Source organism: Maribacter sp. 4G9 (genome assembly GCF_002742265.1).
Lineage (GTDB): Bacteria > Bacteroidota > Bacteroidia > Flavobacteriales > Flavobacteriaceae > Maribacter.
Window position 1 is genome coordinate 67309 of record NZ_MDGL01000194.1, and the last position, 20440, is coordinate 87748.

A 20440-nucleotide genomic window follows, 5' to 3' on the forward strand; every position below is an offset into this window, starting at 1 on the left:
ACACTTTATCGATAAAATTACAAGAGGGTGCTACTAGAATCTTCTCCAAACAGTTTAAGAATTCATTGCGGAAATAATAAATTCCTTGAAATCCTTTGAGATGGGTATAAGGGTGTTATTTATCAAAATATCCTTTGAGTTAATTGCGTCGATATGATCGACATTAACTATATAGGATTTATGTGCCCTATAAAACTTATTTGGGGGCAATTTTTCCAGATAATCCTTTAAAGGAGAACGCACCAAAAATTTCTTGTCTGCCGTATTTACCTCTAAATAGACATTGTCAGCCTTGATAAATTGGATATCACCAAATTGTATTCTATAATAAAGATGTTGTTTTTTGACGAAAATGGAATCCTTCAGGATTGAATTGCTCATGGGAACATCTTCATTTGACTCTACCGAATTTGAAGCTGTCTTTCCAGAAGCCTGTTTTCCATAAATAAAATTGGACAAAGCGATTTCTATGGAAGTATAGAGGTCTTGTTGCTCGAAAGGTTTTACCAGATACCCATTAGGTTTTACCGTTTTTGCATTTTCAACTGTGGCTCTGTCTGAATTCGATGTCACGAAAATAAACGGGATATCATAATTTTCCCTTATATGTTTCCCTAAATCGATTCCTGTTTTATCCGAGGCTAGGATGATATCGATAAGGACAAGGTCTACTTGTTGGGTTTTTAACACCTCAACCGCTTGTTCATAAACGATAACATTGTCTACAATTTCATAACCAATTTCCTCCAACATGGACTGCATATCATCTGCAATGATTACGTTGTCCTCTACGATAAGTATTTTAATAGGTTGTTCCAAAATTGTGCGTGGTTTAGTGGGTTAACGTCCAAAACTACAAAAAATTGTAATAACTAAAATAAAAGAGCACGGCCATTAAAAAAGTACTCAATGCCAGAATCTTGAGCTCAGGGTCCAACAAAGCAGGATCGGTAACATTTTGAACCTTTCTAATATGCAAGAAAATTGGAATAAATGCAAGCAAACTAAAATAGCCCCACCAACTCTTTGCCGTGAGATTTAAAAAAATAAGAAGGGATAAAAAAGCGACCGATAGCAGTACAAGATGGTATATTTTCCCGCGAGCAAATCCCATTTTGACAATCAAGGTATTCTTACCGGATTCCTTATCGGACCGATGGTCCCTCAAATTATTCAAGTTGAGCACACCAACACTTAAAAGCCCCATGGTAATTGCCGGCAATGCAGCAAGAACAGGAATGGTTTTTATGAACAGGAACATACTACCTAATACACCTACCAATCCAAAAAAGACAAATACAAATAAATCCCCCAATCCATTATAACCATAGGCATTTTTACCAATGGTATAGTTAATGGCTGCCCAAATACTCAATACCGCCAAAAACATGAAAAGCAGGGTCCATAATAATTCTTCAATGCCAAATGAAACATACAAAAGGACCAAAACCAGTAGAAAATCAACGACAATGGATACGATTATCCCTTTCTTCAAGGCACTTTTGCTTAAGAGTCCACTTTGTAGGGCGCGTTTAGGGCCAATTCTATTTTGGTTATCGGTTCCCTTTATTCCGTCACCATAATCATTGGCGAAATTTGAGGTGACCTGAAATCCAATTGTAGTAAAAATGGCCAGCCAAAAAATAACAGGTTGAAAACTACCATAAAAGGAAGACAACCCAGCACCAACCAGTATTCCGGAGACGGAAAGTGGAAGGGTCCTTAACCTTGCGGCGTTTATCCACGCCCTTAACTGGTTCACTAATAAGGATCTTCTATTTGAACTCTTTTACCTTCTTTGTAGGAAGCCACAAAGGCATCCTCAAAACCAAGAGCTACCAATTGTTGCCTAAAGGACCTGGCCTCTTCCAAGGTTTCAAAAGTACCTAGGGAGTAGGAGTAAAACGGATTCGTTTTTACGAACAAGGTGTTGGTCAACGCCTCGGAAGCGAGTGTTACGTTATTATCAACAAAAGACTTGACCTGGACGGAATATATTTTTTCCTTTTCAAGGAATTGTTTTGCCAGGTAAAATTCCTTTACCAAGCTTAGTTCGTCGTTTTGCGCCTTTAAATTATCGATCCTGGATTTTATGGCATCCAAGCTATCTATGGATACAAGAAGGTTGTTGTTCTGTTTGTCCAGTGAATTGGACGTATTCAAACCGGCTGTAAAAGATGTAAGTGCCAAGCCACCAATTAAGAAAAAAGCCGTAATCCCAGCAAAAATGTTCCGCTGTATCTTACTTCTTTTTAGCTCCTTATTTTTAAATTTTATCTGGTCTAGAAGCCGTTCATTGATTATTTGAGCCTTGTCAATGTCTTTATGCAACTCTAAAAGATCGCTTTCTTCGATAAAGGGCATATGCTAACTATTTAGAACTTAAAACTACTTTAAATGTAAGTAAAAAAAGAGTTGGAATTACACTTCTTACCACTACCATGACAAAAATAGGGCTAAAGGAATACTAGACAAAATATAATGATATTTAATTCAGATTAAAAAATTGAGCACCAAGCGTTTAATACATTAAATATTCTCCTTTTACTAGGTAGACAAACGGATGCCATTATTTTCCAAATCAACCTTTCGCTCTTTATATAAAGTACCTAGTCCTTTTTTAAAGGTTTTTTTGCTCATCTGCAGCATATCCCTAATTTCTTCGGGATCCGACTTGTCATGCAAAGGCAAAAAACCTCCATTCTCCTTTAGGACATTGTATATTTTAGTAGCAGCAGGTTCCAGGACTTTACTACCAAGGGGTTGCAGTGAGATATCTATTTTATTATCGTTTCTAATTCTTTTTACACAACCTGGAAGGACATCTCCAATATTGACCGTCTTAAAAACTTCGTTGAAATAGACCAACCCTTTATGTCTTTCGTTAACGATTACTTCCCAACCCAAATCCGTTTGTCTAGTAACTACCAAATCCACTTCTTCCCACTCCTTAAGGTCCAGGTTCTCATTACTTAAAAATTTATCCAATTTATTGGAGGCGACCAATCTTCCGCTTTTTTCGTCAAGGTAACAGTGAACCACATACCACTGACCCTGTTTCATTTTACTTCGTTGCTCCCTAAAAGGGACCAATAAATGTTTTTCAAGACCCCAATCCAAAAAAGCGCCAAATTCATTTACTTCGGCAACCTGCAATAACCGGAACTCCCCTAACATGATATCCGGCTCCAAGGTTGTAGCCACTGGTCTTTCATCATAGTCCAAATAACAGAATACCTCAATATTTTGTCCTATCTCATAGGATGCAGGCACGTATTTATTGGGCAATAGAATATCGTTACCATCCTCATCGCCTAGAAATAAACCAACACTGGTATCCCTTAGGATTTTCAAATCATTTTTTCTTCCAATCTCTATCATAGTACAAAATTACGTGAATTAGGGAAGTAATTTGGGATACTATACAAAATAAAAAAAGGCCGTTTCATGGAAACGACCTCTTATTCAATTAAGAAAATATTCTAATATACGGAAGCCTTATTAAAATGTTTGCAAAGCATATAATAAACCACAGCCCTATGTTTATTTCTGTTGGCTGATCCATATTTGTCCATTACGGATTTAATAGCATCCATTAATTGTGGACCGTCACTAAGACCTAATTTTTTAATCAGATAATTGTTCTTTACCGTCTCAAGCTCCTTTTCATCACCTCCAGACACTTTGGAGGCGTCAAGGTTGTAAATCGATGGCCCCAAGCCAATGGTTACTTTGGTAAGCAAATCCATGTCAGCAGTTTCACCGAATTTATCCTTGATGTCTGCTGCGTATTTTTCAATAAGCTCGTCTCTTTTACTCATAATTTTTTAGTGTCTTAATTAGTTAATAGTTAATATTTTCCCTAAGATATAAAATGAAAGTAATCTGTCAAAATTTTATTATTGAGAAGCCTAGGGGTTTGCACCTCCAAAAGTCTTGGAAAGTCAGCAGGTTTGTAAAAATCCTTAACTACCTTTTGTAGGCTTTTCCCGTCTTTTGCGGTACTGTAATCTATATGGAACATTTTGCATAGATCGGAGGCATTAAGTTCATGCGATGTCTCAAAAAAACGTTCGTACATTTCAGAATCCTTTCTACCAGGTAAAATTCTAAAAATCCCCCCTCCTCCATTGTTTATTAGTATAATCCTGAAATCGCTCCTCATATAATTGTTCCACAACGCGTTACTATCGTAGAAAAAACTAAGGTCCCCAGTAATTAATACTGTTGGGGATTCATTATGGATTGAAGCTCCCAATGCAGTTGAGGTACTACCATCTATGCCACTAGTCCCCCTATTGCAAAATACTTTCAACGAGGAATCCAATTCAAACAATTGGGTATACCGTATTGTAGAACTGTTTGCCAAATGCAATTGATAATTCTTTGGAACCGACTCCAATATCTTGTCAAAAACATAAAAATCCGAGTACGGAATTTGTTCTAAATAGTCTTCCCTTAAATTCCTGTATTTCTGCCTGACCGTATTCCATTTTTGAAAATAATTGGAAGAACCGTACTTTGAAGATGAATACATTGTTTCGAAAAATGCGTTAGGCGAGACCTTAAAATGTTTGCTTAGACAAAAAAAAGTGTCATTAGCATGAGTTGGTCCTACATGCCAGTGGTGGTCAGGAGCATATTCCCTCAGAAACGCCTTGATTTTTTTTGAAACTACATGTCCGCCTATGGTAATCAAAAGTTCAGGTCTTAAATCTTTAAAAAGGGATTCCCTTTCATTACTCGTCTCAATAGGTGCCAATATAGAATCGATACTATTAAAAAAATGTTCATGATGGAGGTTCGAGGTGGTTTCCGTAAAAACTAATACGGAGGAGTCGTTCCCTATGTCGTCCAAGATATCCTGAGCTATGGAATCTGGATAGTTGACGCCTACCAAAATGATTTTTCTTTCGGCTTTGTTCCATATTTCTACAAAATCCACAAGACTGCCACCTACGATTTCCTGCCCAGGTCGAACAGCCTCCGGAAGCTCCAATTCCATTTCCTCAACACTGTACAATGGTTCCTCAAAAGGAACATTGATATGCACCGGTAGGTTGTTTTGAATTGCAATGGACAAAGCCTTGTTCAATTCGTCCTGATTAAAAGCGTGCACGATTCCCTGCCCTTCTTCCAAATCCACTGACTCAACCCAAGTAGGACGATACCTTCTGATCTTTTCCGTTGAATGGCTTAGGTCTTGCCTTAAATTGGCGGAATACCCTATATGCCGATGGTATACATAATCCTGACGGATGGTTTGTCCGTCGCCAATATCAATTTTATAGGAAGGCCTGTCCGCCGAAATGACCACCAACGGTATCTCACTGTAATAGGCCTCCGCAATTGCAGGATAATAATTCAACAGGGCACTCCCCGATGTACATACCAAAACTACCGGCCGCCTCAAATTTTGAGCCATCCCCAACGCAAAAAACGCGGCACAGCGCTCATCCACAATACTATAACAGTTAAAAAAGGAGTCATTTGTAAAAGACAGGGTCAAAGGGGCATTTCTTGAGCCGGGGGATATGACAATGTTATTTATACCATTGGCTTTACAATGCCCTATTATGGATTGGGCTACGGGTATATTGGAGTACTTCATCGACCACAAAAATAAGACCTCTTAACGTCAAAAACCAATTGCTTTACACTTAATCCAAGAGTACCCTTAAAATGGTTTGGCTTTTGTTTTCAGTTTCCTCCCATTCTTTCCAAGGGTCAGAATCTGAGGTAATTCCACCGCCCACAAATAACGTTGCCCTATTTCCATTCAATTTCATACATCGCAAATTGACATAAAGCGCTGTTGCATCCATGACGGACCTATAGGCTTTTTGTTCCGTATTCCTGCTATTGGAACTTCGATCTACTTCATTCTTCAGGTTTAGTTCCCCTAAATAACCCGTGTAAAACATTCGGTCATATCCTTCATTTTCCAAAATGAATTTTTTGGCCCTTTCCTTAGGTATACCGCAGACCGCAGGTGTGGGATGCAGGGATTCAATCAATGTGCCCAATTTTTCCTTTCTAAACCGACCTGAAACCTTGGTTCGCAAATGCCATAAGTGTCCAGCCCTAACGGTCTCCAAGTTCCCAATCTTTAGGTCTGTCACGCCATCCTTTAAAGACTGTTCTATATAATCCGTAACCACTTGTTGTTCATGGTATTCCTTCTCGCCCCAAACCGGTATCGTATTGTCCCCAGTAACAAGTTGGGTTCCAGCAAGTGACATCGTTATAAAGACATCACCCCTTACTTTCAACAATATTTCTGGGGTGGCACCTAGCCAGGTACCTACCTCTGGATGATGCCATAGATAACAAAAGGCATTCCCGTAGGTATGGATCAATCTTTGAAAAATGGCAAAAATAGAAATTGAAACAGAAACGTCCTTTGTTCTAGATAGCACGACCTTTTCCAGTTGGCCTGATCTAATGGAATCGATTGCCTTTGAAACAATACTTTCAAAAGGCTTGGAATCAATATGCTCCAATCTTTCAAGGTTTTTTTTTAGGGACGGCTTTTCTGATTGTATTGCTTCTGTGAAAACCTCATCGGGCAGTATGAGCACAGGTTTATTAGCCGTGTCAAAAGGAGCAAACACAAAACCACTTTCGGAAAAATCAATAACCGAATGAAGGGTTCCACTCAATTGAAAAATACCCTTGACATACGATTCCTTGGGTTTTTTGTAGAGCACAAATGGAAGCCCTTGCATCATTCGACTTTGGGCTTTTTCAAATAAGGAATTAGCCATATTATTTTTTAGGTAAGGCGATCGTAGTCAATTTACACACGGATATTAGTTGGTCATCCTCGTTTGTAATCCTGATATCCCAAACCTGTGTGGTCCTCCCTTTATGTATAAATGAGGCCTTAGCAAATACAAATCCGTCCTTAACACTTTTAACGTGATTTGCAGAAATTTCGATTCCCCTTACAAAATACTCCGCTGCATTCAAAAAAATATAGGAAGCCATACTACCAACACTCTCAGCCAGCGCTACCGTAGCACCTCCATGGAGTACACCATCTGGCTGATGCACACTGGGTGTAACCGGCATTTTGGCCACTAGAAAATCCTCCCCCATATCCACGTATGTGATACCCAGTGTTTCCATAAGGGTATTTTTAGAGGAGTTATTGCAGACCTCAAGTATCTTATCTTTGTGTTCGCCCATGCTGTTTTTTTTATGTAAAATTAAGGAATAGAAAACCAAGAGGCAGAAACAAAGACGATTGATTTATGCAAACCGAAATAAAACAAGTCCGGTACCAACATGCCAATACCTATGAAACCTTAAATGAACTTGGCGCAAAGACCAAGAATGTTTGGTTGGTTTTTCACGGTATAGGATTTTTAAGCAAATACTTTCTTAGGTATTTTGATGCGTTGAAGGAGGATGAGAACTATGTCATCGCGCCGCAGGCGCCTTCCAAATATTATCTAGATGGAAAATACAGGCATGTGGGAGCCAGTTGGTTGACCAGAGTGGACAGGGAACAGGAAACAGAAAATGTGCTTAACTATATAGAAAAAGTGATTGAAAACGAACGAATACCTTCGCGATGTAATCTAATCGTGTTTGGATTTTCACAAGGGGTTTCAATTGCTACAAGGCTCATTGCAAAGACAGGATTGCCATGTGAAAAGCTAGTTTTATATGCAGGAGGACTGCCCAATGAATTGACAGCAAATGACTTTACAAGTCTTTTGGAAAACAAAACCAAGATATACTCTATTGTAGGTACTGAAGATGAATATATCAATACCGAAAGACTTGAGGAAGAAACCAAAAGATTAAATGCCCTGTTTCATGGTACAGCTGAACAAATTACATTTGACGGTGGGCACGAACTAAAAAAAGAAATTATTAATTCCCTAGCTGATTGATATGGAAATTATTCTTGAAAACGAAAGAGTAAAGTTATCGCCCCTGAATTTGGAAAATTATCAGTACTTGATTCCAGTGGCTTCCGAAAAAAAATTGGTCCAGTATTCCCCATCGGATATTGAAACCCCACAAGCACTAAAAAAGTATGTAAGCGCTGCTTTGGAACAAGAAAAACAAAAATTGGCCATCCCCTTCCTTATATATGATAAGCAAATAGAAAAATATGCCGGGAGTACCCGATATATGAATATTGCCTGGACGAATAAAGTGCTTCATATAGGTTCCACCTGGATTGGTAAAGAGTTTCAGGGAACCGGCCTTAATACACAAATGAAAAAGTTAATGTTGGACTATGCCTTTACCGATTTGGATTTTGAGAAAGTGGAATTTAGGGTGGATGAACGAAATAGTAGGTCCAGAAAGGCAGTCGAAAAACTGGGGTGTACTTTGGAAGGTATTCTACGAAAAGATGTATATCTGCTGGATGGATTTAAACGAAATACCTGTTGTTATGGCCTGTTACGGAATGAATGGATGGTAGATTACAATTGAATCAGTTCTTTTCCTTATGTCCGTAATAAGTTATTTTTCGTGTGATATATGAATTTTCAGGGGTTATGATCTGCTTGACCCAATTGCCGCCTTCTTCCTGATCGTATTGATAGATGTATTGCTTTTTGTCCAAAATGGTTTCGCCCCTTTTAATTTCCTCAACCAGCATGCCGTTTTCGTCATAATCAAAAGTAGTCCTCACAGTAGGTACAAATTTTTTGTCCTCAATATCAAATTCAAACTCCTGCAGTGCCAGTAGCTTTTCGTCCGGGCCAAATACTTCCTCATAGGCCTTATTGGCTTCCCCTTTAAGATATTCCTTGGTAAGTACGATTTTCTGATTCTCCCCATTTTTTTTCTGGAAGGACGTTCTAATAGATTTCAAAGGCACCCCGTTCAATAAATAGGTGACGGTATATTCCCCTTTAAATTTCTTGTATTCCACCAGAGTTTCATCGGTTCCTTCGTTGTTGGTCCTGACTATTTTTGTCAATTCACCTTTATCGTCATAGAAATACACGTATTGATCCAAAAATTCCTTGTCATAGGAAATGATTTTTTCCGTAATCTTTCTGTTCTCAGTGGTATCCAACTCATAAAAATGGGCGATAGAAGTTCTGGGGTCGAACTTATTTTCCCTATAGGTCTCGGACCTCTTTTCAACCAAAAGGGTATCCTGATACTTATAATACACTACGTCGTAATCGGACTCGTTGTATCGGGTTACGGACTTGGTTAGAAATCCCCTTCTGTTAAAATCATATTCCTCCTTGCCATATTTAGTGCTTACAAGCGAAGTTTTTACACTATCCTTCAAATCAAAATCGGCCAGACTAAAGATTTGAATTTCCTGACCAATACCTTGAAATGGTGAAATCAGGTAAACCAATAAAAACAAGATGGAGTAACTTTTTGGCATATCACAAAATTAACTGAATTACCAACGCCACCAAATTACATTCCAAAAATAAAAAGGAGCGATTTTCATCGCTCCTTTCATTTGCTTATGGATACGTATTGATATCCTCTTATTTCAATAGCTCGAAGTCTACCTTTCGGCTTCGCTCAGGACAGGCTACTTGACTTCTTCGAAGTCTACGTCCTCTACGTTGTCACCTTCGGTTGCATTACCACTGTCCGCTGTAGGTTCCCCTTGCGTTGGAGCACCACCCTGTTGTGCGTCTGCCTGTGCCTTGTACATTTCCTCCGAAGCTACTTTCCAAGCTTCGTTGATTTTGTCAAGCGCTGGCGTGATTAAAGCTACATCTTTGGATTCAAAAGCGGCTTTTAACTCCGTTAGCGCATCCTCAATAGGCTTTTTCTTGTCTTCGGACAATTTATCGCCAAATTCCGAAAGTTGCTTTTCGGTCTGGAAGATCATACCATCAGCTTCGTTCAATTTATCCGCCTTTTCCTTCGCCTTTTTATCGCTTTCGGCATTGGCCTCGGCTTCTGCCTTCATTTTTTTGATTTCTTCCTCGGTCAATCCGGAAGAAGCCTCTATTCGAATGTCCTGGGATTTTCCGGTGGCCTTGTCGGTTGCGGAAACTTTGATGATACCGTTGGCATCAATATCAAAGGTTACTTCAATTTGTGGTGTTCCCCTTGGTGCCGGTGGAATGCCGTCCAAATGGAACTTACCAATTGTTTTGTTATCGGCGGCCATAGGTCGCTCTCCTTGAAGTACATGGATTTCCACGGAGGGCTGATTGTCAGCGGCCGTAGAGAATACCTGGGATTTTTTTGTTGGTATCGTAGTGTTCGCCTCGATCAACTTGGTCATAACACTACCCATGGTCTCAATCCCAAGAGATAAAGGAGTTACATCCAATAACAGTACATCTTTTACATCTCCTGTCAATACACCACCTTGAATCGCGGCGCCAATGGCCACAACCTCATCGGGGTTTACACCCTTTGAAGGTTTCTTGCCAAAGAATTTCTCAACGGCTTCCTGTACCGCTGGTATCCTTGTGGAACCACCAACCAATATAATTTCGTCAATATCACTTTTGGATAGTCCCGCAGCTTTCAAGGCACTTTCGCAAGGCTCAATGGTTCTTTTGACCAAATCAGCAATCAATTGCTCAAATTTTGAACGTGACAACGTACGTACCAAGTGCTTTGGTCCTGTTGCGGTTGCCGTTACGTAAGGCAAGTTGATTTCGGTCTGTGCAGAAGAGGACAATTCAATTTTCGCTTTCTCCGCGGCCTCGCGCAGTCGTTGCAAAGCCATGGAGTCGTCACGAAGATCCAAACCTTCCTCCGCCTTGAATTCCTCTGCCAACCAATCTATGATTTTTTGATCTACATCATCCCCACCTAGGTGTGTATCACCATCCGTAGCCAATACTTCAAAAACACCATCGCCCAATTCCAGGATGGATACGTCATGCGTACCACCACCAAAGTCAAATACGACAATTTTTTGGTCGGTGTCCTTCTTATCCAAACCATAGGCCAAAGAGGCGGCCGTAGGTTCGTTGATAATGCGCTCAACGGTAAGTCCGGCTATTTCACCAGCTTCTTTGGTAGCCTGTCTTTGGGAATCGTTAAAGTAGGCCGGGACGGTAATCACGGCACGGGTAACATCCTGTCCCAAATAATCCTCAGCGGTCTTCTTCATTTTTTGAAGAATCATGGCAGATAGTTCCTGTGGCGTATAAAGACGACCATCAATATCCACTCTTGGGGTATCGTTATCTCCTTTGGTGACCTTATAAGGTACTCTTTTCGCCTCTTTTTCCGACTCGGAAAATTTATTCCCCATAAATCGTTTTATGGAGTAAATAGTTTTATTTGGATTGGTAACCGCTTGTCTTTTCGCAGGGTCCCCAACCTTAATCTCACCGCCATCCACAAAAGCAATAACGGACGGTGTTGTTCTTTTACCTTCTGCGTTTGGAATTACTACTGGCTCATTACCTTCCATCACGGAGACACAGGAGTTGGTAGTACCCAAATCTATTCCAATAATCTTACTCATTTTATATGTTTTAAAATTTAAGTGCTTAATTTTTCAGTCATCTTCTAAATGACAAACAATATGCCAAGGGGGAAAAACTGACAGGATGTCATTTAATCCTGATTTTAAATAATCTGGGCCGATTTGCCGAAATCAAAAAAAGAAATCATAAACTACCTTAATCTAACTTTGTACTTTAGTGTTGGACTAGATTAAAGAATATGCGGCAAAGAGAAAGCATTAGCATTTTTGATATGCTTAAAATAGGTATTGGCCCTTCCAGCTCCCATACTTTGGGACCATGGCGGGCCGCGGAAAGATGGATAAAGGAACTTAGGGAAGAAGACAGGTTTGATAAGGTCGCCTCCATCTGCGTGCAGGTTTACGGATCCCTTTCGCTTACCGGCAAAGGACATGCTACGGACTATGCCATCATTTTAGGATTGTTGGGCAAAGACCCGGAAACGATTCCCATTGAAGACATTCATGCATTGGTCCAAGATGTCAAAAACTCACATAAACTGAATTTTGGCGCTATCCATACCCTAGGTTTCGACCCTGAAAAAGATATTATTTTCCATAAAAAGTTCCTGCCATTCCATGCCAATGGATTAAAGTTTCAGGCCAAACTGCTCGATGGAAAAAAAACCTCAAAAACATATTATTCCATTGGGGGAGGATTCGTAGTGGTCGAAGAGCGCAAAAACGCCAAGAAAAAGGATGAGGCCTTTAACACATTTCCGTACCCTGTTGAAAATGGCCAGGAACTGCTTGACCTATGTCAAAAAGAATCCAAAACCATTTCTGAAATAGTCTTGGAAAATGAACGATCGTTAAGGTCCAACGAAGAGATCGACCTTCAAATACATAGGATTTGGAACACAATGTTGGAATGTATGTATATAGGATGTCATACCCAAGGAAAACTACCCGGTGGACTTAACGTAAAAAGGAGGGCGTTCGAACTTCATGAAAACCTTAAGGGCGCCCTGCCCTACTCCAACCCGGAGGAATGGCTGCAGACAATCCGCCAAACAGAGGTCAAATTCAGACAGATATTACAATGGGTCAGTTGTTTTGCCCTTAGCGTAAATGAAGTGAACGCTTCCTTGGGAAGGGTTGTCACGGCCCCTACCAATGGCAGTGCGGGCGTGATACCTGCAGTTCTCATGTATTATTTGGTCATTGAGAACCATGGAGGTAATTTTGAACACATAAAACAATTTTTACTCGTTGCCGGGGAAATTGGAAGCATCTTTAAAAAAGGTGCGACCATTTCCGCTGCCATGGGCGGTTGCCAGGCCGAAATTGGGGTGTCCTCCGCTATGGCGGCAGGTGCCCTGACAGAACTTTTGGGAGGAACACCAGAACAAGTCCTTATGGCCGCGGAAATTGCCATGGAACACCATTTGGGCCTTACCTGCGATCCTATAGGCGGATTGGTACAGATTCCATGTATAGAACGCAATTCCATGGGAGCGATAAAGGCCATCCATGCAGCCGAATTGGCATTGGGATCCGATCCTGCCGAAGCCAAGGTTCCCTTGGACAAAGTGGTCCAGACGATGTGGGAAACCGCCAAGGATATGAGTTCCAAGTACAAGGAAACCTCTGAGGGAGGATTGGCCGTTGGGGTATTTCTAAGCGATTGCTAATCCGTAAAAAACAGGATGAAATGAAGAATTTAATTTCAGAACGTGTTGCGGATTTTTTAAAGAACTATCCACCTTTCAACATCATGGATAAAAAACTTTTGGAAGATCTATCCCAGCAGGTGACCATTATCTATAAAGAAAAGGGAAGTCCCGTTTTTTCCTTTGGGGAAGAAGCCCATCCAAGTTTCTATGTGGTGCACAAAGGGGCTATCGAACTCAATAATCCAATTTTGAAGTCGGTTACGGATTATTGCGACGAGGGCGATATTTTCGGGCTAAGACCATTGATCGCAAAGGAGGACTATAAGCTGGAGGCCAGAGCCTATGAGGAATCCATTCTATATGCAATTCCCATTGCGGTTTTCAGGCCCATTTCAGAATCCAATCAACGTGTTTCCAACTTTTTGACGGAAAGTTTCGCATCCAACACACGTAACCCGTACAACCAAACAAGGAAATTGGAAAGATCAGGTATTTCCACAACTTTGAATGCGCAAGGTAATTTGGTCATCGATGATTTTCAGCCCATCCGATATTCTAAAAAATTAGTTTCCTGCGGACCAAAAACCACCATCCAAAAAGCGGCGGCGATAATGACAAAACATCGTATAGGTTCGGTTCTAATCTGTAAAAATGAACTGCCTATAGGCATTGTCACGGACAAGGATTTAAGGAATAAAGTGGTGACCGGGGATTTTCCCATTACCTCAAGTGTCAGGAATATCATGTCCTCCCCCGTTATTACGTATCCCGAAAAAATTACCATCGCCCAGGCGCAAATGGCCATGATGAAAAATGACATCAGCCATTTAATTCTGACCAAAGACGGTACCACAAATAGTGGTCCGGTAGGGATAATATCCAAAAACGATATCATGGTATCCCTTGGGGACAATCCCTCCGTAATCGTAAAAGCCATCAAAAGAGCCAAAAAAATAAAACAGGTCAAGGAGCTTCGTAAAAGCATCATGATGCTTTTAAACGGATATCTGGAACAAAACCTGCCCATGGCCTTGACTTCCAAGATAATTTCCGAGCTGAACGATACCTGTATCAAACAAGTTATAGCAATTTCTTTGGAGCGCATGAAGGTTCCACCACCGGTAAACTTTGCATGGCTGGCCTTGGGAAGCCAAGGAAGGGGTGAACAATTACTCCATACGGATCAGGACAATGCCCTTGTATTCGAGGATGTAGCGGAAGATCAGCTGCCCGCGACAACTGAATACTTTTTGGAACTTTCCAGCATGGTGACCAAGGGCCTAAATAAAATTGGGTATGAATATTGTCCTGCGGACATGATGGCTTCGAACCCCAAATGGTGTCTGAGCCTACAGGAATGGAAAAACAAAATTTCCTACTGGATCATTAATCCAGGCCCCAACGAGGTTTTGATGTCCTCCATTTTTTTTGACTATAGTTTGGCCTATGGCCATCCAGATTTAATGAACGAACTGTCCGATTTTATTTTCTCCAGTGTAAAAAAATACCCGATTTTCTTGGTTCATATCGCCAACGGTGCCTTGCAAAGTCCTTCCCCTTCTGGTTTCTTTCGCTCGTTTTTAGTGGAACAGGATGGACAGCATAAGGATTTTTTCGACTTAAAGAACAGGGCATTGAGACCCCTAATAGATGCCGCCCGGGTACTCGTGCTTTCACACTCTATAAAGGGAATAAGCAATACTTGGGAACGTTATGAAAAATTGGCAGAATTGGAACCAAACAACCAGGAATTGTATTTGGCCTGTTCGTACGCCACCAAGGCCTTACTGAAATTTAAGACGAAACAAGGTTTGCTGCACCATGATTCCGGACGATACATCGAGTTGGAATCCTTGACCAAGGAGGAAAAAATGAAATTAAAAAGAACCTTTAAGGCCATTAAGGAAATTCAGGACCTGATTTCCATTCGGTTTAAGGTTTCCAATATTTTAGGCTGATGGGTATCTTTAATCGTTCCGCGAAATATCCCGACTATTGGAAAGAATATGTCGCACTTTTTAGACAATCCTTGCCCACGGAATTTGACCAACTCACTTTTGTGGTTCTGGATACGGAGACCACTGGTTTCGATAGAACAAACGATCGTATCCTTTCCATTGGCGCCCTAAAATTAAAGGGCAATCGTATCCAAGTGGATGATATGCTGGAAATGTACATTACTCAAGAGGCCTTTAATAAGGAAAGTGTGCCCATTCATGGCATATTAAGGAATAGCAAGCAAGATTGCATTTCTGAGGAGGAAGCAATACCAAGGTTTCTAAAATATGTTGAAAATCATATTATAGTGGCCCATCATGCGGGCTTTGATATGGGAATGATCAACAATGCCCTGAAAAGAATTGGATTGCCCAAACTAAAAAACATTTGTTTGGATACAGGGGTTTTGTTTAAAAAAACGCTAATCAAATCCTATCTGGTCCAGCCCAAAGACCACTATTCCCTGGATGATTTAGCCGAAAAATTTTCGATTTCCAAAAAAGATAGACACACGGCTTTGGGGGATGCCTACATTACAGGAATCGCCTTTCTAAAAATTTTGTCTAAACTCAAGGAGAAAAGAGCCTTGTCCTTAAAAAACCTGAAATGATCAGCCCTTCCTTAAGTAGTCCAAAATATTCTTTTCGATCCGTTCATGGATGTTTAAGGTATCAGCCTTTTGAAAGGTTTCACCAGTGATATTTTCATAAAGCTCTATGTATCTTTCGGAAACGGATGTAATGTAAGCGTCAGACATTTCCGGTACTTTTTGACCTTCCAATCCCTGAAAACCATTGGAAATAAGCCATTGTCGCACAAACTCCTTTGACAATTGCTTTTGCGGTTCGTTCATATCCTGTCTTTCCTGATACCCGTCCAAATAAAAATAACGGGAAGAATCGGGCGTATGGATTTCATCAATAAGAACTATCTTCCCATCCTTTGTTTTCCCAAATTCGTATTTGGTATCCACCAATATAAGACCTCGGCCCGCCGCTATTTCCGTACCGCGTTCAAACAAGGCTTGGGTATATTTTTCAAGTACCTCATAATCGGCCTTGGAAACGATGCCTCTTTTTAATATATCATCCTTGGAGATATCCTCGTCATGATCCCCCATTTCCGCTTTGGTAGCTGGAGTTATGATAGGTGATGGAAATTTATCGTTCTCCTTCAACCCTTCTGGCATGGATACCCCGCATAGGGTCCTTTTTCCGGACTTGTATTCCCTGGCCGCGTGCCCGGAGAGATATCCGCGGATAACCATTTCTACCTTAAAAGGTTCGCAGGCATGGCCTATGGCTACATTTGGATCTGGGGTCGCTGTTAGCCAATTGGGTACGATATCAGCCGTAGAAGCCATCATTTTAGTGGCTATTTGATTTAAGATCTGACCTTTATAGGGTATACCTTTGGGCATTACGACATCAAAAGCTGAAAGTCGATCTGTGGCAATCATGACCAGGCGGTCATCCTCAAGGGCATAGACCTCCCTAACCTTCCCTTTGTAAACACTTTTTTGTCCGGGAAACTTAAAATTGGTATCAAAAATGGTGTTGGCCATGTCCTCTAGTTTTGGTGTTCGATAGTTTTATAGGCTTCTATGACTTTCTTCACCAGTTTGTGGCGAATGACGTCCTTATCGTCCAGATAAATAATTTCGATGCCTTCCACATTTTGTAAGATCAGCAAAGCCTCCTTGAGTCCGGAAATCGTCCTCCTTGGCAAGTCGATTTGACCGGGATCCCCGGTCAATAAAAACTTCGCGTTTCTGCCCATACGCGTGAGGAACATTTTCATTTGGGCATGGGTGGTATTTTGGGCCTCATCCAGAATAACAAAAGCATCGTCCAAGGTCCTTCCCCGCATAAATGCCATTGGGGCTATCTGTATAGTACCGTTCTCAATGTAATGGGCCAGCTTTTCCGCAGGGATCATATCCCTAAGGGCATCGTATAGTGGCTGCATGTAGGGATCTAGTTTTTCCTTTAGGTCACCAGGTAAAAATCCAAGATTTTCACCCGCTTCCACGGCAGGTCTTGTTAAAATGATACGCCTTACTTGCTTTTCCTTTAAGGCTTTCACAGCTAGGGCCACCCCCGTATATGTTTTACCCGTACCAGCAGGACCAATGGCGAACACCATATCGTTTTTCCTGGCGGCATCTACCAAACGGCGTTGATTGACGGTCTGGGCCTTTATCAATCTGCCACTGACCCCGTGCACCAAGGTTTCCCCACTATTTTCAGGGCCGTGGTAGTCTTTGGAATCCGTACTGGTAAGTACCCTTTCGATGCTATTTTCGTCCAGCTTATTGTACTTTATGAAATGCTCCGTAAGCATATCAAAGCGTTTGTCAAATTCCTCCAGTTGGTCCTCTTCCCCGTAGGCCTTTATTTTATTGCCCCTGGCTACAATTTTTATTTTTGGAAAATACTTTTTTAAGAGTTCTATATTTTCATTTTGTTGTCCAAAAAATTCTCTTGGACTTACCTCGGTGAGTTCTAATATGATTTCGTTCAAACAGTGGGATTTTGAAGATTTTAATTGGACCAAGTTTAATTTCGCCTGGCTGTTTTTTTGTTTAATTTTGTATATCAAATTTAAGTAAAAATTAAGTTTGACTAACCAAAAACATATCAACATTGCTGCATGGCAATTATCACCCTTACTACTGATTTTGGATTGAAAGACCACTTTGTTGGGGTGTTAAAAGGTTCTATTTACAGTGAATTGCCAGATGCAAAAATTGTTGATATTTCCCATAATGTGACCCCGTTCAACATTCAGGAGTGCGCCTACATACTCAAGAACTCCTACAATAGCTTTCCAAAAGGCTCCATACATATTGTGGGAATAGACTCAGAGGCCACCCAAGAAAATCAACATATTGTTGTTTTGATAAATGGCCATTACTTTATCAGTGCCAATACCGGGGTTATAGGACTGATCACATCCGAAATCAAACCGGATAAGATCGTTGAGATAAAAATCCCGGATCCCATGCATGGGTCGTTTCCCGTATTGAGCGTTTTCGTACAAGTAGCTTGCCATATCGCCAGGGGGGGCACATTGGAGGTTGTAGGCAAACCTTTCGAAGATCTAAAGGACCTTAGGGAATTTATGCCACGCATCGTTGATGAAGGGAAAAAGATAATTGGGAGCGTCATTTATATTGACAACTATGGGAATGTGGTGACCAATATTCAAAAACATCTCTTTGAGGCCTACAGAAAAGGACGCGATTTTGAGCTTTTGGTGCGCAACCACAAAATAAAAAAGATACATAAAGGGTATACAGATATCATTGATTTCTCCGTGGAAAAAAGTAGACGAAAAGGCGACGGCGACCTGTTGGCCCTTTTCAATTCCTCCGAATATATAGAATTGGCCATCTACAGAAGTAACCTTAAAACCGTTGGGGGCGCCGTTACTCTTTTGGGGCTTGACTACAGGGATACCGTTATTATTGATTTCCTCTAAAATAATTCTATCACAAAAAAGTGGAATCCTGATATTCCACAAGTTCTTCCTTTAATAGGTCTGAAAAATTTTCGAAATACCTTTATAGTTAATAACTCCGTAATCATTTTTGCCCCATATACAATGTCAGCCCCTATAAAACGGATAATTAAAGTTCAATTGAACCTTGTCTGACTGTTGATAAGTTTGTTTCCGAAAAATAACCTTTTAAAATATCTTTGTTTGATGGCAAAAGCCTCAAACCAGCTGGATTTTACGGAAGGTTTAAAGGGCTTTTCAGATTGAAACAAAACATAGAACGACCAATGAAATTTATTGTCTCCAGTACGTATTTATTAAAACAGCTTCAAATATTGGGCGGTGTTATTAACAATAGCAACACCCTTCCTATTTTGGATAATTTCCTGTTCGATTTGAATAAAGACAAACTTACGGTGTCCGCCTCAGACTTGGAGACTACCATGAGCTCTGTTTTGAATGTGGATTCTGACAACGAGGGTACCATTGCCGTTCCCGCTAGATTGTTATTGGATACCTTGAAGACGTTTCCGGAACAGCCTTTGACTTTTATTGTGGCCGATAACAATACTGTAGAAATTAGCTCAAACCATGGTAAATATGCCTTGGCCTATGCCGATGGGGCCGAGTTCCCAAAAGCTGTGGAACTTTCAAGTCCCAGCGCAACAACTTTACTGGGCGATATTCTGGCAACGGCCATCAATAAAACCATATTTGCCGCAGGAAACGATGATTTGCGTCCGGTAATGAGCGGGGTATTTTTTCAGTTTTCTCCAGATAATTTGACTTTTGTCGCTACCGATGCCCACAAATTGGTAAAGTATCAAAGGGAAGATGTTTCGGCCTCGGAAGTTGCTGAATTCATTATGCCCAAAAAACCCCTGACACTTTTAAAGGGAATTTTGGCAGGTAGCGAGTCAGACGTATTGATCGAATATAATGACAGTAATGCAAAATTCACTTTTGACGATACGGAGCTCATTTGCCGATTGATTGATGGAAAATACCCCAATTACGAGGCGGTAATCCCAAAGGAAAATCCAAACAAATTGACCATTGCAAGGAACCAGTTTTTAAGCTCGGTGAAAAGGGTCTCGATATTTTCCAATAAAACAACATATCAAATTAGGCTGAAGATTGCCGGGGCGGAATTGAACATTTCCGCGGAGGACCTGGATTATTCCAACAAGGCTGAGGAACGATTGACATGTTCCTATCAGGGAGATGATATGCAGATCGGCTTCAACTCCAGATTCCTTGTTGAAATGTTGAACAACTTGGGATCTGACGAGGTCTCTCTTGAGATGAGCCTACCAAATCGCGCTGGGATTCTAACGCCCATAGACGGTTTGGACGAAGGTGAAAATGTGACCATGTTGGTAATGCCCGTCATGCTGAACAATTAACTCGACACACAAAAAATAGAAAAAGGGGAGCCAAATTGGCTCCCCTTTTTCTATTTTAAATCCTTTTACGATATAAACCGAATCGTCCCAAAATGGCTTGGCCCTTCGCCATTGGAAGCCTTGACCGCATTTACTAGCGGCATTACAAAAGAAAGGATTCCAGCAAAAACCAACAGTAAGATGCCGGCCCCTAAAAGTAAAATAGCTGGTATTCCAATGATGACATAAAGTATCAGGCTGAGCTGCAGATTGATAATGGCCTTACCATGTTCGTTCATTCCAATGACGGAATCCTTTGTGCTTAACCACAATACCAAAGGAACAATGAGTCCGCCAAAACCTGTGATATAATCCAGATACTGACTAAGATGTGCGACCACCAAAAGGTTTCTATCCTCCCTTAAAGCTATATTTTGATTTACTACTTCCATTTTTTGATTGATTTTATGATGAATAAGTACCTATAAGACGCTAAA

General features: G+C 40.8%; 20 protein-coding genes. 7 read left to right on the forward strand and 13 right to left on the reverse strand.

What is annotated here, in order from left to right:
* Positions 1 to 54 precede the first annotated feature (54 nt).
* From BFP75_RS20910 to BFP75_RS20945, 8 genes are all read right to left on the reverse strand, one after another.
* A complete protein-coding gene (locus BFP75_RS20910; RefSeq protein ID WP_099547260.1) occupies positions 55 to 819 on the reverse strand; it encodes a LytR/AlgR family response regulator transcription factor in 765 nt (254 codons plus the stop codon).
* 34 nt (positions 820 to 853) lie between these two features.
* Complete coding sequence (gene menA, locus BFP75_RS20915; RefSeq protein ID WP_099547261.1) at positions 854 to 1762, reverse strand: 1,4-dihydroxy-2-naphthoate octaprenyltransferase; 909 nt, start codon at positions 1760 to 1762, stop codon at positions 854 to 856.
* Positions 1762 to 2364: an SPOR domain-containing protein gene (locus tag BFP75_RS20920; protein WP_099547262.1), complete on the reverse strand. Its 603-nt coding sequence runs from the start codon at positions 2362 to 2364 to the stop codon at positions 1762 to 1764. Before BFP75_RS20920 ends, menA begins: the two co-directional genes overlap by 1 nt.
* Before the next feature lie 183 nt (positions 2365 to 2547).
* Positions 2548 to 3381 carry a S1 RNA-binding domain-containing protein gene (locus BFP75_RS20925; protein WP_099547263.1) on the reverse strand — a complete coding sequence of 278 codons (834 nt, stop codon included), beginning with the start codon at positions 3379 to 3381 and terminating at the stop codon, positions 2548 to 2550.
* A 101-nt stretch (positions 3382 to 3482) separates the two neighbouring features.
* Entirely contained in the window at positions 3483 to 3821 is a 339-nt protein-coding gene (locus BFP75_RS20930; RefSeq protein WP_099547264.1) for a DUF2853 family protein, read from the reverse strand.
* A 41-nt stretch (positions 3822 to 3862) separates the two neighbouring features.
* Positions 3863 to 5611: a 2-succinyl-5-enolpyruvyl-6-hydroxy-3-cyclohexene-1-carboxylic-acid synthase gene (gene menD / locus BFP75_RS20935; protein ID WP_099547265.1), complete on the reverse strand. Its 1749-nt coding sequence runs from the start codon at positions 5609 to 5611 to the stop codon at positions 3863 to 3865.
* Between the two features lie 49 nt (positions 5612 to 5660).
* Positions 5661 to 6767 (reverse strand): chorismate-binding protein, encoded by a 1107-nt coding sequence (locus BFP75_RS20940; RefSeq protein WP_099547266.1) that lies wholly within the window; start codon positions 6765 to 6767, stop codon positions 5661 to 5663.
* A gap of 1 nt (position 6768) precedes the next feature.
* Positions 6769 to 7191 carry a PaaI family thioesterase gene (locus BFP75_RS20945; protein ID WP_099547314.1) on the reverse strand — a complete coding sequence of 141 codons (423 nt, stop codon included), beginning with the start codon at positions 7189 to 7191 and terminating at the stop codon, positions 6769 to 6771.
* 65 nt (positions 7192 to 7256) lie between these two features.
* Between BFP75_RS20945 and BFP75_RS20950 the strand changes: the two genes are divergently transcribed.
* Positions 7257 to 7904 (forward strand): alpha/beta hydrolase, encoded by a 648-nt coding sequence (locus tag BFP75_RS20950; protein WP_099547267.1) that lies wholly within the window; start codon positions 7257 to 7259, stop codon positions 7902 to 7904.
* Position 7905: 1 nt separating this feature from the next.
* Positions 7906 to 8457 carry a GNAT family N-acetyltransferase gene (locus BFP75_RS20955; protein WP_099547268.1) on the forward strand — a complete coding sequence of 184 codons (552 nt, stop codon included), beginning with the start codon at positions 7906 to 7908 and terminating at the stop codon, positions 8455 to 8457.
* A 1-nt stretch (position 8458) separates the two neighbouring features.
* Here the strand turns inward: BFP75_RS20955 and BFP75_RS20960 are convergent, their stop codons facing one another.
* Positions 8459 to 9376 carry a hypothetical protein gene (locus BFP75_RS20960; protein ID WP_099547269.1) on the reverse strand — a complete coding sequence of 306 codons (918 nt, stop codon included), beginning with the start codon at positions 9374 to 9376 and terminating at the stop codon, positions 8459 to 8461.
* A gap of 156 nt (positions 9377 to 9532) precedes the next feature.
* Positions 9533 to 11443, reverse strand: a complete 1911-nt coding sequence (dnaK, locus tag BFP75_RS20965) for a molecular chaperone DnaK (protein WP_099547270.1) — start codon at positions 11441 to 11443, stop codon at positions 9533 to 9535.
* Positions 11444 to 11643: 200 nt separating this feature from the next.
* Here dnaK and BFP75_RS20970 point away from each other — a divergent pair, with 200 nt between their 5' ends.
* Genes BFP75_RS20970 through BFP75_RS20980 form a run of 3 tightly spaced genes read left to right on the forward strand, consistent with a single transcriptional unit; the run spans position 11644 to position 15667 of the window.
* Complete coding sequence (locus BFP75_RS20970; protein WP_240531862.1) at positions 11644 to 13077, forward strand: L-serine ammonia-lyase; 1434 nt, start codon at positions 11644 to 11646, stop codon at positions 13075 to 13077.
* Positions 13078 to 13097: 20 nt separating this feature from the next.
* Positions 13098 to 15017, forward strand: coding sequence for a DUF294 nucleotidyltransferase-like domain-containing protein (locus BFP75_RS20975; protein ID WP_099547316.1), 1920 nt, complete (start codon positions 13098 to 13100; stop codon positions 15015 to 15017).
* Complete coding sequence (locus BFP75_RS20980; RefSeq protein ID WP_099547271.1) at positions 15017 to 15667, forward strand: PolC-type DNA polymerase III; 651 nt, start codon at positions 15017 to 15019, stop codon at positions 15665 to 15667. Before BFP75_RS20975 ends, BFP75_RS20980 begins: the two co-directional genes overlap by 1 nt.
* On the opposite strand, the gene BFP75_RS20985 is transcribed toward BFP75_RS20980, so the two are convergent.
* Positions 15668 to 16621 carry a phosphoribosylaminoimidazolesuccinocarboxamide synthase gene (locus tag BFP75_RS20985; RefSeq protein ID WP_099547272.1) on the reverse strand — a complete coding sequence of 318 codons (954 nt, stop codon included), beginning with the start codon at positions 16619 to 16621 and terminating at the stop codon, positions 15668 to 15670.
* 5 nt (positions 16622 to 16626) lie between these two features.
* Positions 16627 to 17580 carry a PhoH family protein gene (locus tag BFP75_RS20990; RefSeq protein WP_099547317.1) on the reverse strand — a complete coding sequence of 318 codons (954 nt, stop codon included), beginning with the start codon at positions 17578 to 17580 and terminating at the stop codon, positions 16627 to 16629.
* Between the two features lie 129 nt (positions 17581 to 17709).
* Here BFP75_RS20990 and BFP75_RS20995 point away from each other — a divergent pair, with 129 nt between their 5' ends.
* Both BFP75_RS20995 and dnaN read left to right on the forward strand, forming a co-directional pair.
* Positions 17710 to 18540, forward strand: a complete 831-nt coding sequence (locus BFP75_RS20995) for an S-adenosyl-l-methionine hydroxide adenosyltransferase family protein (protein WP_099547273.1) — start codon at positions 17710 to 17712, stop codon at positions 18538 to 18540.
* A 305-nt stretch (positions 18541 to 18845) separates the two neighbouring features.
* Positions 18846 to 19964: a DNA polymerase III subunit beta gene (gene dnaN / locus BFP75_RS21000; protein WP_099547318.1), complete on the forward strand. Its 1119-nt coding sequence runs from the start codon at positions 18846 to 18848 to the stop codon at positions 19962 to 19964.
* Positions 19965 to 20029: 65 nt separating this feature from the next.
* On the opposite strand, the gene BFP75_RS21005 is transcribed toward dnaN, so the two are convergent.
* Positions 20030 to 20395: a DUF4870 domain-containing protein gene (locus tag BFP75_RS21005; protein WP_099547274.1), complete on the reverse strand. Its 366-nt coding sequence runs from the start codon at positions 20393 to 20395 to the stop codon at positions 20030 to 20032.
* Positions 20396 to 20440 lie beyond the last annotated feature (45 nt).

What these genes read in the sequence shown, in the direction of transcription:
- BFP75_RS20920 (WP_099547262.1), bottom strand. Translation starts at nt 2,364, where the DNA reads ATGCCCTTTATCGAAGAAAGCGATCTTTTAGAGTTGCATAAAGACATT.
- BFP75_RS20970 (WP_240531862.1), top strand. Translation starts at nt 11,644, where the DNA reads ATGCGGCAAAGAGAAAGCATTAGCATTTTTGATATGCTTAAAATAGGT.
- dnaN (WP_099547318.1), top strand. Translation starts at nt 18,846, where the DNA reads ATGAAATTTATTGTCTCCAGTACGTATTTATTAAAACAGCTTCAAATA.
- BFP75_RS20975 (WP_099547316.1), top strand. Translation starts at nt 13,098, where the DNA reads ATGAAGAATTTAATTTCAGAACGTGTTGCGGATTTTTTAAAGAACTAT.
- BFP75_RS20955 (WP_099547268.1), top strand. Translation starts at nt 7,906, where the DNA reads ATGGAAATTATTCTTGAAAACGAAAGAGTAAAGTTATCGCCCCTGAAT.
- menD (WP_099547265.1), bottom strand. Translation starts at nt 5,611, where the DNA reads ATGAAGTACTCCAATATACCCGTAGCCCAATCCATAATAGGGCATTGT.
- dnaK (WP_099547270.1), bottom strand. Translation starts at nt 11,443, where the DNA reads ATGAGTAAGATTATTGGAATAGATTTGGGTACTACCAACTCCTGTGTC.
- BFP75_RS20945 (WP_099547314.1), bottom strand. Translation starts at nt 7,191, where the DNA reads ATGGGCGAACACAAAGATAAGATACTTGAGGTCTGCAATAACTCCTCT.
- BFP75_RS20995 (WP_099547273.1), top strand. Translation starts at nt 17,710, where the DNA reads ATGGCAATTATCACCCTTACTACTGATTTTGGATTGAAAGACCACTTT.
- BFP75_RS20925 (WP_099547263.1), bottom strand. Translation starts at nt 3,381, where the DNA reads ATGATAGAGATTGGAAGAAAAAATGATTTGAAAATCCTAAGGGATACC.
- BFP75_RS20980 (WP_099547271.1), top strand. Translation starts at nt 15,017, where the DNA reads ATGGGTATCTTTAATCGTTCCGCGAAATATCCCGACTATTGGAAAGAA.
- BFP75_RS20950 (WP_099547267.1), top strand. Translation starts at nt 7,257, where the DNA reads ATGCAAACCGAAATAAAACAAGTCCGGTACCAACATGCCAATACCTAT.
- BFP75_RS20930 (WP_099547264.1), bottom strand. Translation starts at nt 3,821, where the DNA reads ATGAGTAAAAGAGACGAGCTTATTGAAAAATACGCAGCAGACATCAAG.
- BFP75_RS20960 (WP_099547269.1), bottom strand. Translation starts at nt 9,376, where the DNA reads ATGCCAAAAAGTTACTCCATCTTGTTTTTATTGGTTTACCTGATTTCA.
- BFP75_RS21005 (WP_099547274.1), bottom strand. Translation starts at nt 20,395, where the DNA reads ATGGAAGTAGTAAATCAAAATATAGCTTTAAGGGAGGATAGAAACCTT.
- BFP75_RS20940 (WP_099547266.1), bottom strand. Translation starts at nt 6,767, where the DNA reads ATGGCTAATTCCTTATTTGAAAAAGCCCAAAGTCGAATGATGCAAGGG.
- BFP75_RS20985 (WP_099547272.1), bottom strand. Translation starts at nt 16,621, where the DNA reads ATGGCCAACACCATTTTTGATACCAATTTTAAGTTTCCCGGACAAAAA.